The following is a 14785-nucleotide window of genomic DNA, read 5'->3' on the forward strand; positions in this document are numbered from 1 at the left end:
CGTGGCTCCCAGCCTGACGCGGCGCCTCATCGCCCTCGGCTCCTCCGACCCGGACCGGGCCGAGCGGTTCCTCGGCGCCAGGGAGCTCGAGGGCATCGGCATCGAGGTCCTCCTCGAGGGTCTCGCGGTGGCCCCCGACCCGGACGTCGCGCTGCTCGCCCTCGTCCGGCTGCTCGAGAAGGAGCCCGGGCTGCGGGAGCTCGTCGAGGCGGGACCCGCGCGGAGCGAGCCCCTGTTCCGGCTTCTGGGGGCCTCGGAGGCGCTGGGGGAGTTCCTGTACAGGCGGCCCGAGCACCTCGATGTCGTCACGGTCCAGCCGTCCGCGGAACCGCAGGGGGCCGACCCCCGCGAGCTCCGCGAGACGCTGCTGCGTTCGGTGGGTGCCGATCCGCAGTCGCCGCGGCCGGTGGCAGCCGTGACCGGCGCCGAGGCCTACGAGGCCCTCCGGGTGGCCTACCGGAGAAGGCTCTGCGAACTCGCGCTCAGGGACCTTCTCGCCGCCTCGCCCACCGACTTCCTCCCCACGGCGGCCGCCGAACTGTCCGACCTCGCCGGAGCAGCGCTCGAGGCCGCGCTCGCCGTGTCCCGGGCGGAGGCGGAGGCGACGTTCGGCCGCGAGGACGTCGCCGCCGTCGGGCTTGCGGTGATCGGCATGGGCAAGTGCGGGGCGCGGGAGCTCAACTACATCTCGGACGTGGACGTCGTGTACGTCATCGAGGCGGACGGCGCGCGGGCCGGCGAGCTCGACGATGCCCGCGCCGTCCTGATCGGGACGCACCTGGCGACCGGCCTGGCCCGGGCGGTGTACTCGACAGGCCGCGAACCAGCGCTGTGGCAGGTCGATGCGAACCTGCGCCCCGAGGGCCGCGACGGCCCCCTCGTGCGGACCCTCGACTCGCATCTGGCCTACTACGCACGCTGGGCCCAGAGCTGGGAGTTCCAGGCGCTCCTCAAGGCCCGTTGGATCGCGGGGGACCGCGCGCTCGGGGAGCGCTACGAGCAGGCCATCGCGCCGCTCGTCTGGTCCTCGGCGGGACGCGAGGGGTTCGTGGAGTCCGTCCAGGCGATGCGCCGGCGGGTCACCGAGAACATCCCCGCCGCCGAGGCCGACAGGCAGATCAAGCTCGGCGCCGGGGGGCTGCGCGACGTCGAGTTCACCGTCCAGCTCCTCCAGCTCGTGCACGGGAGGTCGGACGAGAACCTGCGGGTGCGGGACACCACCTCGGCGATCGCCGCCCTCGCCGAGGGCGGCTACATCGGACGCCGGGATGCGGACGAGTTCGACTCCTCGTACCGGTACCTCCGCCTCCTCGAGCACCGCCTCCAGCTCTCGAGGCTCCGCCGGACGCACCTCATGCCGGTCAAGGACGATGCCCTGCGCGCGCTGGCCCGTGCAGCCCAGGGGATCCTCGAGATCGGCAAGTCCTCGCCGGAACAGCTCCTGGAGACCTGGCACCGGACCAAGCGGCGCGTCCGCGAACTCCACGAGCGCATCTTCTACCGGCCGCTCCTGAACACCGTGGCCAACCTGAGCCCCGACGAGGCGCGTCTCACGCCGGAGGCGGCGCAGGCACGCCTGGCCGCGCTCGGGTACCGCGACCCCCAGGGGTCCATGCGGCACATCGAGGCCCTGACAGCTGGCGTGAGCCGCCGGGCCGCGCTCCAGCGGCAGCTCCTCCCCGTCCTGCTCGGCTGGCTCGCCGAGGGCGTGGATCCCGACGGCGGCCTCCTCGCCTTCCGCCGGGTGAGCGAGGCGCTGGGGACCTCGCCCTGGTATCTCGGCCTCCTGCGCGACTCTGCGGCGGCGGCCGAGCGGCTGTGCCACGTCCTGTCGGACTCTCGGCTCATCGCGGACCTCCTCGAAGTCTCGCCCGAATCGGTGGCCTGGCTCGGGAACGACGCCGACCTGCGGCCCCTGGCGCTCGAGGCGCAGTGGAACGAGATCCAGTCCAAGCTGTCGCGGCACGCCGATCCGGCCGCCGCCATGCGCCTGGTGCGCCTCATCCGGCGCCGCGAGATCCTCCGCGTGGCCCTCGCCGACCGCGCGCGCATCATCGACACCCAAGGGGTGGGCCGGGCGCTGGCCGACGCGGACCAGGCGGCCGTGCTCGGGGCGCTGCGCGTGGCAGAGGCGGCGGCCGCCGCGAAGGCGACGCTCGTGACCCAGGTGCTGGTCGTCGCGATGGGGCGCCAGGGGGGCCGGGAGATCGGCTACGGCTCGGACGCCGATGTGATCTACGTGCACCGGCCGCTGCCGGACGCTGATCCGGCGGCTGCCCAGAAGCAGGCCCTCGAGATCGTCGGCAGCCTCTCGGCACTCCTCACCCAGCCGCTCAAGCCGCCGGTCCTCGCGGAGCGGGTCCTCACGCTCGATGCCGACCTGCGCCCGGAGGGGAAGAACGGCCCGCTCGTGCGGTCCCTCGACTCGTTCGCCGAGTACTACCGCCGGTGGGCCCTGACCTGGGAGGCCCAGGCGCTCCTGCGCGCACGGCCCCTGGCTGGGGACGACGGCCTCGCGAAGGAGTTCATGGCGCTCGTGGACACCGTGCGGTACCCGGAGGAGCTGCCGCCGGCTGAGATCCGGGAGATCCGGCGCATCAAGGCCAGGGTGGAGTCAGAGCGGCTCCCGCGGGGCGCGGACCCGTCGCGGCACGTCAAGCTCGGACGCGGCGGCCTGAGCGACGTCGAGTGGCTCGTCCAGCTGCTCCAGCTCGAGCATGCGGCGCAGCACCCCCAGCTCCGCACCACCGAGACGCTCCCTGCGCTCTCTGCGGCGGCGGACCTCGGCCTCCTGCCGAAGGCCGATGCCGAGCTCCTCGCCGAGGCATGGATCCTCGCGAGCCGCGTCCGCAGCGCCAACGTCGCATGGTCCGGCCGGGCCTCGGACGTGCTGCCCACCTCCCGGCGCGATCTCGAGGCGGTCGCCCGCTGGTGCGGCTATGCCCCGGGGAACGCCTCCGCACTGGAGCAGCACTACCTGAACCTCACCCGCCGGGCGCGCCAGGTCTTCGAGCGCATCTTCTACGGCACCCAGTGAAATGCAGGAAAGGAACCCGAGCATGATGCACGGAACGATCGACGTGTCCCAGGCGGCCGCCGAGGAGCTCGAGAAGGCGCGCACCAGCCCGCACGGCAGGAGCGCGCGGGCGCTCCTCCACGACGGCCACCTGCGGCACACGCTCCTGGCCATCCTCGACGGGGAGGTCCTCGGGGACCACCTCAAGCCGCCCGCGGCGACGCTCCACGTGCTCTCGGGCACCTTCGTGGTGCGCTCCGACGGGCCCGACCTCAGGCTCGACGCAGGCCAGCTCGCCGTGCTCCCGGGCCCCCGGCACGATGTCACCGCCGATGGCGACTCGACCGGCATCCTCACCACGCTCGCGGACTAGTTTCGCCGCTCCCGCGCCACCGGGCCCACGTCACGCACGACGACGCCCCCCACCCTCCGCAGGCTGGCTGCGGGAGGCGGGGGGCGTCGTCGTGCGTGCGGGCTCTCGGGGAGGCTCAGCAGCCGAAGTAGAGCTCGAACTCGTAGGGGTTCGGGCGCAGCGAGAGCGGCATGATCTCCTTCTCGCGCTTGTACGCGACCCAGGTGTCGATGAGGTCCTGCGTGAAGACGCCACCGGCCTGGAGGAACTCGTTGTCCGCCTCGAGGGCCTCGAGGGCCTCCTCGAGCGAGCCGGGCGCCTTGGGGATGTCGCGGGCCTCCTCGACGGGGAGCTCGTAGAGGTCCTTGTCGATCGGGGCGGGCGGCTCGATGCGGTTGCGGATGCCGTCGATGCCGGCCATGAGCTGGGCGGCGAACGCGAGGTACGGGTTGGACGAGGGGTCCGGCGCGCGGAACTCGATGCGCTTGGCCTTCGGGTTGGAGCCCGTGATCGGGATGCGGATGCCGGCGGAGCGGTTGCCCTGCGAGTAGACCATGTTCACGGGGGCCTCGAAGCCCTTCACCAGGCGCTTGTACGAGTTCACGGTCGGGTTCGTGAACGCGAGGACGGCCGATGCGTGCTTGAGGAGGCCGCCGATGTACCAGCGGGCGAGGTCGGAGAGGTTCGCGTAGCCCTTCTCGTCGTAGAAGAGGGGCTCGCCGCCGTTCCAGAGCGACTGGTGGCAGTGCATGCCCGAGCCGTTGTCGCCGAAGATCGGCTTCGGCATGAAGGTCACCGTCTTGCCCCACTCGAGCGCGGTGTTCTTGATGATGTACTTGAACTTCTGCAGGTCGTCCGCAGCGCGCACGAGGGTCGAGAACCTGTAGTTGATCTCGGCCTGGCCGGCGGCGCCGACCTCGTGGTGCGAGCGCTCGACCTCGAGGCCCGCGGCGTCGAGGGCGAGGCACATGGCGTCGCGGAGGTCAGCCTGGTGGTCGACCGGCGCCACCGGGAAGTAGCCGCCCTTGAACGGGGTCTTGTTGCCGAGGTTGCCGCCCTCCTCCTCGCGGCCGGAGTTCCACGGGGCCTCGATGGAGTCGACCTTGTAGAAGGAGCCCTGCGGGGAGGACTCGAACTGGACGTTGTCGAAGACGAAGAACTCGGCCTCGGGGGCGAAGAACGCGGTGTCCGCGATGCCGGTGGAGGCAAGGTAGGCCTCGGCGCGCTCGGCCACGCCGCGGGGGTCGCGGTGGTAGGGCTCGCCGGTGCGCGGGTTCACGATGGAGAAGTTCAGGGCGAGGGTCTTCTCGACGCGGAACGGGTCCACGAACGCCGTCGTGACATCCGGGATGAGCTGCATGTCGGACTCTGCGATGCCCTGGAAGCCGCGGATCGAGGAGCCGTCGAAGAGCTGCCCGTTCTCGAAGAAGTCGGCGTCGACCGTCTTGGCAGGGATGTTGAAGTGCTGCTGGACGCCGGGCAGGTCGGTGAAGCGGATGTCGACGAACTTGACGTCTTCGTCCTGGATGTACTTGAGGACTTCGTCCGCAGACTTGAACATCGGTGCTCCTAACACATGGGGTGGCAGTCGGGCCGGGCGGGAACGTGGCGCGCACGGGCAGTGCGGGGCGCCGTACGCCTCGCTGCAACGGGTATCAGACTACGAACGGAGGATTTCCCGTCCGTGTCCGCTTTGTTTCGGCGAGGTTACATGCGGCGGTTCCGTGTAAACGCTAGCCGCCGGGGACGGCTGGGGCCAAGAGCCCGCAACGAGCGCGCCCGCCTAGAATGGAGCGGTGATCGACCGGAAAGACCTTGGTTCCTGGCTCAGCGGGCCGCCCACCGCCGAAGGCGACTACCCGGGGCGGAGGCTGGGACGCCCACGCACAGGACCAGGCTCGGTGGGCCGGCCCGGCAGGCGGGTGCTGGCCCTGTGCATCGACTGGGCGGCCTGCTATGCCATCGCCGCAGCGTTCTTCGGCGGCAACCAGCTCGCGATCCTGGCCGTCTTCGCCGTGGAGCAGACCCTCCTGGTGGGACTTGCCGGCTTCGGCCTGGGCCACCGCCTCGCCGGCCTCCGCGTCGAGGGTGTCGACGGGCGTCCGGTCGGCATCCTTGCCGCGGCCATCCGGACGGTCCTCCTGTGCCTCCTCATCCCCGCCGTGATCTTCGACGTCGACCAGCGGGGCCTGCACGACAAGGCGGCGCGCACCGTCGTCGCGCGTCTCTGAGCCGAGTCCCGTTGGGACGCCAAGAGGCCCCCGGGGAGGTGCTTCCCGGGGGCCTCTTGCTGTTCTTCGCCGCCCTCGTGTCAGGAGAGGCTGCGTGTCAGGAAAGGCTGGCGGACCGCATCAGCGTCCACGCATCGCGCGACGGTCCGGGCGCACGCGCGTCGGGTCAATGCCCTTGGGAATCGGAAGGCGCGGCCCGAGCGAGCCGATGCGCTTGTTCACGGCGGCGACCTCGGTCTTCGTGAGCTCGCCCTTGAGCTTGTTCATCGCCTTCGCGACGTTCCGCAGCTCGGTCTGGCCCTCCTCGCGACCCGTCTCGATGACGTGGATCGGGACGTTGGGCAGGATGCGCGACAGGCGCTTGCGCTCGCCGTCCACGAGGGAGCGCACGCGGGTGCTCGGGCCCTCGGTCACGAGCACGACGCCGGGCCGTCCGATCGCGCGGAACACGACGTCCTGGGTACGCGGGTTGACGGCCACAGGCTGCTCCTCGACGATCCAGCCGCGGCGCAGGGCGCTCAGCGCGGCCCCAGCCGCGCCCGGCTGGCCCTCGATCTGGGCGAAGGCCGCCCGCTCGGCGCGCCGGCTCAGGATGTACACGGCACCGAGGAGGCCGAGAAGGATGCCGATGATGAGGCCGGTGATCCAGTTGTCCAGCAGGAAGCCGATGAGGAGGCTGACCGCGGTCACGCCGAGGAAGACGAGGACCATGAGCCAGACGGCGTTCGGGTCGGCCCTCCGCGTCATCTGGAAGACCTGGAGGAACTGCTGGAACCCGTTGGGCTTCTTCGCCTTCTTCGGAGACTTGTCCGAGGGCGTGCTGGAGGTGTCGGTGCGCTTGGCCATAGTCCCTCAATTCTAAGTCACGCCCCGGCCCCGTAGAACGCCGAAGCGCCCGGCCCCCAGGAGGGCGGGCGCTTCGGGCAGGCCGCGGTTCAGCCGTGCCGTGAGGCGAGGAGGGTCGCAGCCTCCTGGCGGGTCGAGCCGGAGGACTCGATGTGTGCCAGCTGCGGCGGGATCTCCCAGCCCTTCTTGCGCATGGCGGTGGCCCAGAGCCGTCCGGCGCGGTACGAGGAGCGCACGAGCGGTCCGCTCATGACGCCGAGGAAGCCGATCTCCTCGGCCTCCTGGGAGAGTTCGACGAACTCCTCGGGCTTGACCCAGCGCTCCACGGGGTGGTGCCGCTCCGAGGGCCGCAGGTACTGGGTGATGGTGATGAGGTCGCACCCGGCCTCGTGCAGGTCGCGCAGCGCCTGGGAGATCTCCTCGCGGCTCTCTCCCATGCCGAGGATGAGGTTCGACTTCGTGACCATGCCCTGGTTCCGGCCCTGGGTGAGCACATCAAGGGAGCGCTCGTACCGGAAGGCTGGGCGGATGCTCTTGAACAGGCGCGGGACGGTCTCGACGTTGTGCGCGAACACCTCGGGCCTGGCCTCGCAGATCGCCGTGATGTGCTCGGGCTTGCCTGAGAAGTCCGGGATGAGGATCTCGACGCCGGTGCCCGGGTTGAGCTCGTGGATCTTGCGGATCGTCTCCGCATAGAGCCACACGCCCTCGTCCTCGAGGTCATCGCGGGCGACGCCGGTCACGGTGGCGTAGCGCAGGCCCATCGACTGAACGGATCGTGCCACCTTGGTCGGCTCGAAGCGGTCGAGGGGGGAGGGCTTGCCCGTGTCGATCTGGCAGAAGTCGCAGCGGCGTGTGCACTCGGACCCGCCGATGAGGAAGGTGGCCTCCTTGTCCTCCCAGCATTCGAAGATGTTGGGGCAGCCGGCCTCCTCGCACACAGTGTGGAGGCCTTCCTTCTTGACCTGGTTCTTGAGCTGGACGAACTCCGGGCCCATCTGGACCTTGGCCTTGATCCAGTCCGGCTTGCGCTCGACGGGGACCGCGGAGTTGCGCTGCTCGATGCGCAGCATGCGGCGGCCTTCGGGGGCGAGGGTCACGTCAGTGCTCCTTCGGAGAGGTCGGCTTCGGTCTGGGCCACGAACTCGTCCTCGCGGCGGGCGAGCTCCTCGGTGATGCGGCCGACGATGTCGCGGGGGCCGATCTCCCTCCCGCACTCCGCGGAGATGGTGGTGGTTCCGGCGTCGGTGATGCCGCACGCGATGATCTGGGCGTACGGTTCGAGGCTGTTGCTGCAGTTGATCGCGAAGCCGTGGCCGGTGACGCCGTCGTGGACGCTGATGCCGATCGCAGCGATTTTGCGGTCACCGCCGCGCTCGTCCGCACGGACCCACACGCCGGACCGTCCATCGACGTGCTCGGCCTTGATCCCGTACTCGGAGATGACCGTGATCATGACATCCTCGAGCAGTTCGACATAGGCGCGGATCCCACGGGGCTCGGCCAGCCTGACGATGGGGTACCCCACCAGCTGGCCCGGGCCGTGCCAGGTGAGCTTGCCGCCGCGGTCCACGGGGACAACCGGCGTGCCATCGAGGGGGCGCTCGTGGTCCTCGGTGCGCTTCCCGGCTGTGTAGACGGCGGAGTGCTCGAGGAGGAGTACGGTGCTGGGCGCGGAGCCGGCGACCACGTCGTCGTGGAGCTGTCGCTGCGCCGCGAGGCCGGCTTCGTAGTCGACGAAGTCCGGCGCGAACCCGAGGTGGGTGAACGCAAGAGTCATGCCGACCAGCTTAACCCCGGCCTCCCCGCGGGCCCTCGGAGTGTGGCCAACGTCGCATTGACGTGGGGGACGCCACATGCTGCCGCGTCAGCTCGGACCTGTGGATAACTTCTGCAGCATCGGCCGCCCTGCGGTAGACATGACCCATGGAACCTCTGCCCGAGATCCACCCGTCCGGCCCTTCGCCCGAGACGGCAGCACCCGCCCTTCCCGGCTACGAGGTGGTGCGCCTTCTCGGCCGTGGTGGGGCGGGCAGCGTATGGCTCGTCCGCGAGGTGGACGGTGGCCGGATGCTTGCCGCCAAGGTCCTCACGCCCGGGCCGGATGCGGGGGACGGCGCAGATGCCCTCGCGCTCGCGCGGCGCGAGCTGCGGCTGTCGAGGTCGCGGGAGCACGAGCACCTCCTCCCCGTGAGAGCTGTCGCGGCGGCCGGCGCCGCCGCCGGCGCCGTGGCCCTGCTGATGGACTACGCCCCCGGCGGCTCGCTCGGGAATTTGGTCCGCGTGCGCGGCCGGCTCGGGGTCGGGGAGTGCGTGACCGTGGTGACGCCGATCGCCCAGGCCCTCGCGGCGCTGCACGCCGAGGGGAGCACGCACGGAGACGTCTCGCCCGGCAACATCCTGTTCACGGCACAGGGCAAGCCGCTGCTGGGCGACTTCGGGCTGGCCCGCATGGTCGGGGACATCTCGCTGCGAGTGGGCGGCACCCCGGGGTTCCGCGACCCGGCGTCGATGCCCGGCGGCGTGCCGGCCCTCACGGCGGACGACGGCGGCCCCCGCGCCGCCGCAGCCGCGTTCAGGCCCGCCGCGCGCGCCGCCGCGGGAGACGTGTTCTCCCTCGGCGCCGTCGCGTGGTTCGCCCTCACGGGGGAGCCGCCGCAGCCCACAGTCCAGCGCCCACCGCTCGCACTCGTCGTCGAGGACGTGCCTGCGGAGCTCGCGGCCGCCATCGAGGCTGCGCTGCGCGACGATCCGCGGGAGCGCATCTCGGCCGCGGAGCTCGCCCGGGCGGTCTTCCGCAGTGCCCGCGCCGAGCGGGTCGACCTCGCTCCGGCGGTCGACGAGGACGTCATTCCGGACCTGCTCACCCGGCTCGGTCCCGAACCCGGGCGCCGACGGCGCGGGCCGCGCCGCCGCAGCCGCCCACTCCTGGCCGCCGGGGTTCGGTCCGCGAAAGTGCGCGCCAGAGCACGGCTGCTCTGGGGAGGGGCTGCGGTTCTGGCCGCCACCGCAGTGCTCGGGGCGATCTGGTGGCCGTCTGCCCCCGCCCCCCGCAGCGCTTCCACCGCGTCCGTGCCCGAGGGGGCGCGGCAGGGGCCCGCAGAGGCCGCTGCCGCATGGGCGGGACTCCCGGACCAGCTGCGCCGCGGCGCGGAGTCGGTGGACCCCGTCCAGGCCGTTCAGGCGCTGTCGGAGATCCGCGGGCACGCGATCGCGGCGAAGGACCGGGAGCTCCTGGCTGCGGTCAACGTGCCCGCCTCCGAGACGGCGGCTGCAGACGCCGCGCTGCTGGACCGGCTCGACTCGGCGGGGCAGCGGCTCGAGGGGTTCAGCGCCCGCGTCCTGTCCGCGGCGCGGGATGCAGCCGCTCCGGTGCCCGCTGATGCGGCGGGACCCGCGGGGGGCGCCCGGGCCGCCGACGGTGACCGGGACGCCGTCGTGCGTGTCCGGGTCGTCACGAGCGGCTACACCGTGCGGGACAGCGCGGGTGCCACCGTGGGCGAGCGCGCGGCCGGCGTGGACCAGGAGCTGCGGATCGTGCTCGGGCGCGAGAAGGGACGCTGGAAGGTGGCCCGCATCCTGCCTGCCTGAAGCGCCGCTGCGGCGTGCGTCACAGTGCCGTGCCGCGCTGGCAGCACGCCCTGTGGTGCCGGGGCCTCCTGCCTATGATCGGAGGATGACTGGCTCCAGCTACTTCCGCTATCCCCATGTGCACGGGGACCTCGTGGCCTTTGTCGCCGAGGATGACGTCTGGCTCGCTCCCGTCGCCGGGGGCCGCGCGTGGCGGCTGTCCGCCCTGCGGCTGCCGGCACGGAACCCCCGCTTCACGCCCGACGGCACCAAGGTCGTCTGGACCGTCGTGCAGGGGAGCGCGCCCGAGGTCGTGTCCGCGGACGTGGACGGCGGCGGGTTCCGGCAGCTGAGCTGGTTCGGGCACTCCACGACCAGGGTGCGCGGCTTCGACCCGTCTGGGCGGGTCATCGTCACAAGCGCCCACAACCAGCCCGACGCGCGCCACACCCACGCCTACACCATGCCGGTCGAGGGCGGATGGCTCGAGGAGCTCCCGTACGGGCCGGTCGACTCGGTGGCATTCGGACCCAGCATCGGCGACGAGAGGCCGGTCGTCGTCAGCAGCGTCCTGACGCGCGACCCGGCCTCCTGGAAGCGCTACCGGGGAGGCGCCGCCGGCAAACTCTGGATCGACCCCGACGGTGGCGGGGAGTTCCGGCGGCTCGTCCCCGAGCTCGACGGCAACCTCTGTGACCCCCTCTGGGTGGGAGGCCGGATCGCGTTCCTCTCCGACCATGAGGGCGTGGGCAACCTCTACTCGGTGGACCGCTCCGGACACGACCTGCGCCGCCACACCGACTCGGACCGCTTCTACGTCCGGCACGCGAGCACCGACGGCGTCCGCATCGCCTTCGAGTCGGCGGGTGAGCTCTGGCTCCTGGACTCGCTCGACGCCGAGCCCCGCCGCCTCGACATCGCACTCGCGTCCGCCTCGACTTCTCGGCGCTCCGTGCCGCTCGCCGTCGCGCGTCACCTCGGCGACGTCGTCCCAACGCCGGACGGGCGGGCGAGCGTCGTCGAGTCGCACGGGACGGTGCACTGGCTGACCCATCGGGACGGCCCCTCGCGTGTCGTCGAGGCCACGCCCGGCGTTCGGGCGCGGCTGGCCCGGCCACTCGGGGCGGACTCGGTGGTGTTCATCGCCGACCACGAGGGGGAGGAGGGCCTCTTCATCAAGCGGCTCTCCGGCGCCGAGGAGGCTGCTCTCGCGGCAGCGGGCCGCGCAGCGGCCCGTACCGAGGAAGGTACTGGGGCCGCTGCGACCGCCTCCGACGACGGTCTTCCCCGCCCGGTCTCGGCGTTCAGCGGGGCTCCCGCGGACGAGCGGCCCGGCTCCGGCGTACAGGGCCAGACCTATGGGCTCTCCGAAGACAGCCGGCCGGAGCCCCTGCCGGCATCGGCAGTGTCGCGGACCCGCCCGCCGCGCTCGTACGTGGTCCCCGGCCGCCGCACCGTGCCTGTCGACGTCGAGGCCGAGGCGGACACGCTGCCGCGCCTGCGCCGCGTCGCCCTGCCGAGCGCGAGCCGGGTCGCGGAGCTCCTCCCCAGTCCCGACGCCCGATTCGTCGCGGCGGGCACGGCCTTCGGCGAGGTCCATCTGGTCGATGTGGAGGCCGGCACGGCGACGACCCTGAGCACGGTGAACGAGGGCAGCATCGGGCAGCTCGCCTGGAGCCCCGACTCCCGCTGGCTCGCCTGGAGTGAGCCCGTGACGGCGTTCGGCTCGCGCTCGAGGATCCGCCTCGCCGAAGTGGGCACCGGCCGTGTGGCCGACGTGACCGACGGCCGCTTCTGGGACGCCTCCCCGGCGTTCACTCCGGACGGGAAGTACCTCGCGTTCCTCTCCGGCCGCAGCTTCGACCCCGTCTACGACGGCCACTCGTTCGACCTGTCCTTCCCGAGCCCCATCAAGCCGTACATCCTCCCGCTCGAGGCCACGGCTGCGAGCCCCTTCGGGCCCCGCGTGGCCGACTTCGCCGCGTCGGGCCCCGCCTCGGCGGACGGCGCGGACGACGCCGGGGCCAGCCGCGCGCCGTCGTCCTCCACCTCCGGGAGCGCGAGGAGCGCGCCGTCGGTGACGGTCGACCTCGAGGGGATCGCGCACCGCATCGTGGCCCTTCCGGTGCGGCAGGGCAACTACTCGCGCCTGACGGCAGCGAAGGACGCGCTCCTGTGGCTCTCCCAGGACCTCGTCGGGGCGACGGGCGACGGCAAGGCCAAGCCGGGCGATAAGGACACCCCGCCCACGCTGCAGCGACTCGACCTGGTCACGGGAGCAGAGACGACCCTCGTCGGAGCTCTGGACAGCTACCGGATCAGCGGGGACGGCAGCCGGGTCGTCTACATCCGGGACCGTGCAGTCCACTGCGTCCCGAGCGACCGTCCCGCCGAGGACGGCCACGGGGACCACATCACGGTGGAACTGGACCGCATCCGCGTCCGCCTCGACCCGGTGTCCGTGTGGGGGCAGGCGTTCGAGGAGGCCTGGCGGCTCCAGCGCGACTTCTTCTGGACCGCGGACATGGCCGGCGCCGACTGGGAGGAGGTCCACGACCGGTACCGCCCGCTCGTGGAGCGCCTCGGCTCCCACGACGACCTCGTGGACCTCCTGTGGGAGATGCACGGCGAGCTGGGCACGTCGCACGCGTTCGTGACGCCCGCGCTCGTGACCGAAGCAGGAGCCGGCGGCCAGGGGCGTCTCGGCGGCGAGTTCGACTTCGACGGGGGCTGGGTGGTGCGGCGGGTCCTCGCGAACGAGTCCTCGGACCCGCTTGCCGCGTCCCCTCTCGCATCGCCGGGCGCGGGCGTCCGCGCGGGCGACCGCCTCCTCGAGATCGACGGCGTGCCGCTCTCAGCCGAGTTCGGTCCGGCGCTGGCGCTCGCGGGCGCGGCCGGGAAGACCGTCGAGCTGACCATGCTCAACGGTCCCGCCCACGGCGACGCGGCCGGCATGAGCCGGCGGATCGCCGTCGTGCCCATCCGCGACGAGGAGCGGCTGCGCTACCAGGACTGGGTCCAGGCGAACCGGAGGCTCGTGCGGGAGGCCTCCGACGGCCGGTTCGGCTACCTCCATGTCCCCGACATGGGCGCGCGGGGCTGGGCACAGCTGCACCGGGACCTCGACACCGAGACCGCGCTCGACGCCCTCGTGGTCGACGTGCGGAGGAACCGCGGCGGCCACACGTCGCAGCTCGTGGCCGAGCTGATCGGGCGTCGGGTCACGGGCTGGAGCATGCCACGCGGCGAGCAGCCGCGCACCTACCCGCGCCATGCGCCGCGCGGCCCCGTCGTGATCCTGGCCGACGAGTTCGCCGGGTCCGACGGCGACATCATCACGCAGGTGAGCAAGCTGCGGGGGATTGGCCCCGTCGTCGGCACCCGGACATGGGGCGGCGTCGTCGGGATCGACAACCGCTTCAAGCTCGCCGACGGCACGTCGGTGGCGCAGCCACGCTACGCGACCTGGTTCGAAGGCGGGATCGGGTGGGACGTCGAGAACTACGGCGTGGACCCGGACATCGAGGTCCCGTACCCTCCGCATGCGTATGCGGCGGGCATCGACCCGCAGCTTGAGCACGGCATCGGAGTGCTCAAGGAGATGCTTGTGGAGATCCCCACCCAGCGCCCGCCCGCGCGCCGGGGCTACCGGTCCGTGCGGCCCGCGCCGCTGCCCCCGCGTCCTCAGGACCTGGCCGACGCCGAGGCGGTTCCGGCGTACGAGGGCTGAGGCGCCGCCAGCACGAGAAGGCCCCCTCCCGTTGCGGGAGGGGGCCTTCTCGCACTCTGGCTCGCGGGATCAGGACTCGAGCGTCGCCGAGAGCGTGATCGGGATGGAGAGGGCCTGGCTCACCGGGCAGCCGGCCTTCGCCTTCTCGGCGATCTGCTGGAACTCGTCCTCGGAGATGCCGGGGATCCTGGCGGTCAGGGTCAGGTTGCTGCCTGTGACGCCCTTGCCGGGCTCGAAGCCGACCTCGGACTTCGTCTCGATGCGCTCAGCCTTGTAGCCGGCGCTGTCGAGCTCGTTGCTGAACGCCATCGAGAAGCAGGCCGAGTGGGCGGCCGCAATGAGCTCCTCGGGGCTGGTCTTGCCGTTGGCCTCCTCGCTGCGGGCCTTCCAAGTGACGTCGTACGTGCCGAGACCCGACGTGTCGAATGTGGTCTGGCCGGCGCCCTCGAAGAGGTTCCCCTGCCAGACGGTGTGGGCGGTGCGGATGGTGGCCATGCGTCCTCCTTGAGTTCGTGGTCAATGCGCTCCGACGCCGTGCAGGACGGCGCCGTCCACGACCATCCTAGGCACAGGACAGGCCCGCTGGCCGGGCATGACGCCGGCGGGCGGGCCTGCGGGACGGGAGCGGACTACTTCCAGAGCGTGGCGATCGCGACGTTGAGGAGCGCGAGGCCTCCCACCGAGTGCGCGAGGCCGGGCGCCACGGCGGCCCCGGACTTCCGCTGGCGGTTGCCCACGAACGCGAGGGCCCCGATCACGACGGCGACCACGAACTTGGTGATGAGCTTGGGGTAGTTCGGGTTCGCGAAGTCCTCGTCGGTCTGCCCGAGCACGGGGATGAGGCCCATGAGGATGATGCCCGTGACGAGCTGGGTCATCGCACCGTCGAACTGTCGGGGGCCGACGGTCGGCTGCTTCATGTTGGCGATCCAGGGGCCGAGGATCATTGCCGCACCGACGATGTGGAGGAAGACGACGATGTTGTAGACGACAGACATGCCCCGAGTCTATCGGCGCGTGGCGGGCCGACAGGACCTGAG

11 protein-coding genes are annotated in these 14785 nt (G+C 71.9%); 5 read left to right on the forward strand and 6 right to left on the reverse strand.

Translation table 11 applies throughout. The annotated features are described in order from the left end of the window. The first annotated feature begins 1 nt into the window (after position 1). Both CGQ25_RS06655 and CGQ25_RS06660 read left to right on the forward strand, forming a co-directional pair. The gene (locus CGQ25_RS06655) at positions 2-3037 is read left to right on the forward strand and encodes a bifunctional [glutamine synthetase] adenylyltransferase/[glutamine synthetase]-adenylyl-L-tyrosine phosphorylase (protein WP_208712367.1); all 3036 of its coding nucleotides are present in this window, start codon (positions 2-4) and stop codon (positions 3035-3037) included. Positions 3038-3059: 22 nt separating this feature from the next. Next, positions 3060-3389, forward strand: a complete 330-nt coding sequence (locus tag CGQ25_RS06660; RefSeq protein ID WP_255405625.1) for a cupin — start codon at positions 3060-3062, stop codon at positions 3387-3389. Between the two features lie 115 nt (positions 3390-3504). Here the strand turns inward: CGQ25_RS06660 and glnA are convergent, their stop codons facing one another. Next, positions 3505-4929 (reverse strand): type I glutamate--ammonia ligase, encoded by a 1425-nt coding sequence (gene glnA, locus CGQ25_RS06665; RefSeq protein ID WP_208712368.1) that lies wholly within the window; start codon positions 4927-4929, stop codon positions 3505-3507. A gap of 235 nt (positions 4930-5164) precedes the next feature. Here glnA and CGQ25_RS06670 point away from each other — a divergent pair, with 235 nt between their 5' ends. Continuing rightward, positions 5165-5599 carry an RDD family protein gene (locus CGQ25_RS06670; protein WP_208712369.1) on the forward strand — a complete coding sequence of 145 codons (435 nt, stop codon included), beginning with the start codon at positions 5165-5167 and terminating at the stop codon, positions 5597-5599. A gap of 120 nt (positions 5600-5719) precedes the next feature. Here CGQ25_RS06670 and CGQ25_RS06675 read toward each other — a convergent pair whose 3' ends face one another. The 3 genes from CGQ25_RS06675 to lipB form a co-directional block, all read right to left on the reverse strand. Beyond that, positions 5720-6445, reverse strand: a complete 726-nt coding sequence (locus CGQ25_RS06675; protein ID WP_208712370.1) for a DUF4191 domain-containing protein — start codon at positions 6443-6445, stop codon at positions 5720-5722. An 89-nt stretch (positions 6446-6534) separates the two neighbouring features. After that, on the reverse strand, positions 6535-7545 hold the full coding sequence (gene lipA, locus CGQ25_RS06680) for a lipoyl synthase (RefSeq protein ID WP_208712371.1): 1011 nt from the start codon (positions 7543-7545) through the stop codon (positions 6535-6537). Next, on the reverse strand, positions 7542-8225 hold the full coding sequence (gene lipB / locus CGQ25_RS06685; protein WP_208712372.1) for a lipoyl(octanoyl) transferase LipB: 684 nt from the start codon (positions 8223-8225) through the stop codon (positions 7542-7544). The genes lipA and lipB overlap by 4 nt, the downstream gene beginning before the upstream one ends. 146 nt (positions 8226-8371) lie before the next feature. Between lipB and CGQ25_RS06690 the strand changes: the two genes are divergently transcribed. Continuing rightward, the gene (locus tag CGQ25_RS06690) at positions 8372-10036 is read left to right on the forward strand and encodes a protein kinase (protein WP_208712373.1); all 1665 of its coding nucleotides are present in this window, start codon (positions 8372-8374) and stop codon (positions 10034-10036) included. An 85-nt stretch (positions 10037-10121) separates the two neighbouring features. Beyond that, entirely contained in the window at positions 10122-13745 is a 3624-nt protein-coding gene (locus CGQ25_RS06695; RefSeq protein ID WP_208712374.1) for a S41 family peptidase, read from the forward strand. 69 nt (positions 13746-13814) lie between these two features. On the opposite strand, the gene CGQ25_RS06700 is transcribed toward CGQ25_RS06695, so the two are convergent. Then, positions 13815-14240 carry an OsmC family peroxiredoxin gene (locus tag CGQ25_RS06700; protein WP_208712375.1) on the reverse strand — a complete coding sequence of 142 codons (426 nt, stop codon included), beginning with the start codon at positions 14238-14240 and terminating at the stop codon, positions 13815-13817. Positions 14241-14374: 134 nt separating this feature from the next. Further along, complete coding sequence (locus CGQ25_RS06705) at positions 14375-14743, reverse strand: hypothetical protein (protein ID WP_208712376.1); 369 nt, start codon at positions 14741-14743, stop codon at positions 14375-14377. Between the last annotated feature and the right edge of the window lie 42 nt (positions 14744-14785).

It is taken from the genome of Sinomonas sp. R1AF57, assembly GCF_002224485.1.
Taxonomy (GTDB): domain Bacteria; phylum Actinomycetota; class Actinomycetes; order Actinomycetales; family Micrococcaceae; genus Sinomonas; species Sinomonas flava.

Bases quoted from the DNA above. Each gene is read 5' to 3' on its own strand.
- CGQ25_RS06705 (WP_208712376.1), bottom strand. From the start codon at position 14,743: ATGTCTGTCGTCTACAACATCGTCGTCTTCCTCCACATCGTCGGTGCG.
- CGQ25_RS06675 (WP_208712370.1), bottom strand. From the start codon at position 6,445: ATGGCCAAGCGCACCGACACCTCCAGCACGCCCTCGGACAAGTCTCCG.
- CGQ25_RS06690 (WP_208712373.1), top strand. From the start codon at position 8,372: ATGGAACCTCTGCCCGAGATCCACCCGTCCGGCCCTTCGCCCGAGACG.
- CGQ25_RS06660 (WP_255405625.1), top strand. From the start codon at position 3,060: ATGATGCACGGAACGATCGACGTGTCCCAGGCGGCCGCCGAGGAGCTC.
- lipB (WP_208712372.1), bottom strand. From the start codon at position 8,225: ATGACTCTTGCGTTCACCCACCTCGGGTTCGCGCCGGACTTCGTCGAC.
- CGQ25_RS06700 (WP_208712375.1), bottom strand. From the start codon at position 14,240: ATGGCCACCATCCGCACCGCCCACACCGTCTGGCAGGGGAACCTCTTC.
- CGQ25_RS06695 (WP_208712374.1), top strand. From the start codon at position 10,122: ATGACTGGCTCCAGCTACTTCCGCTATCCCCATGTGCACGGGGACCTC.
- glnA (WP_208712368.1), bottom strand. From the start codon at position 4,929: ATGTTCAAGTCTGCGGACGAAGTCCTCAAGTACATCCAGGACGAAGAC.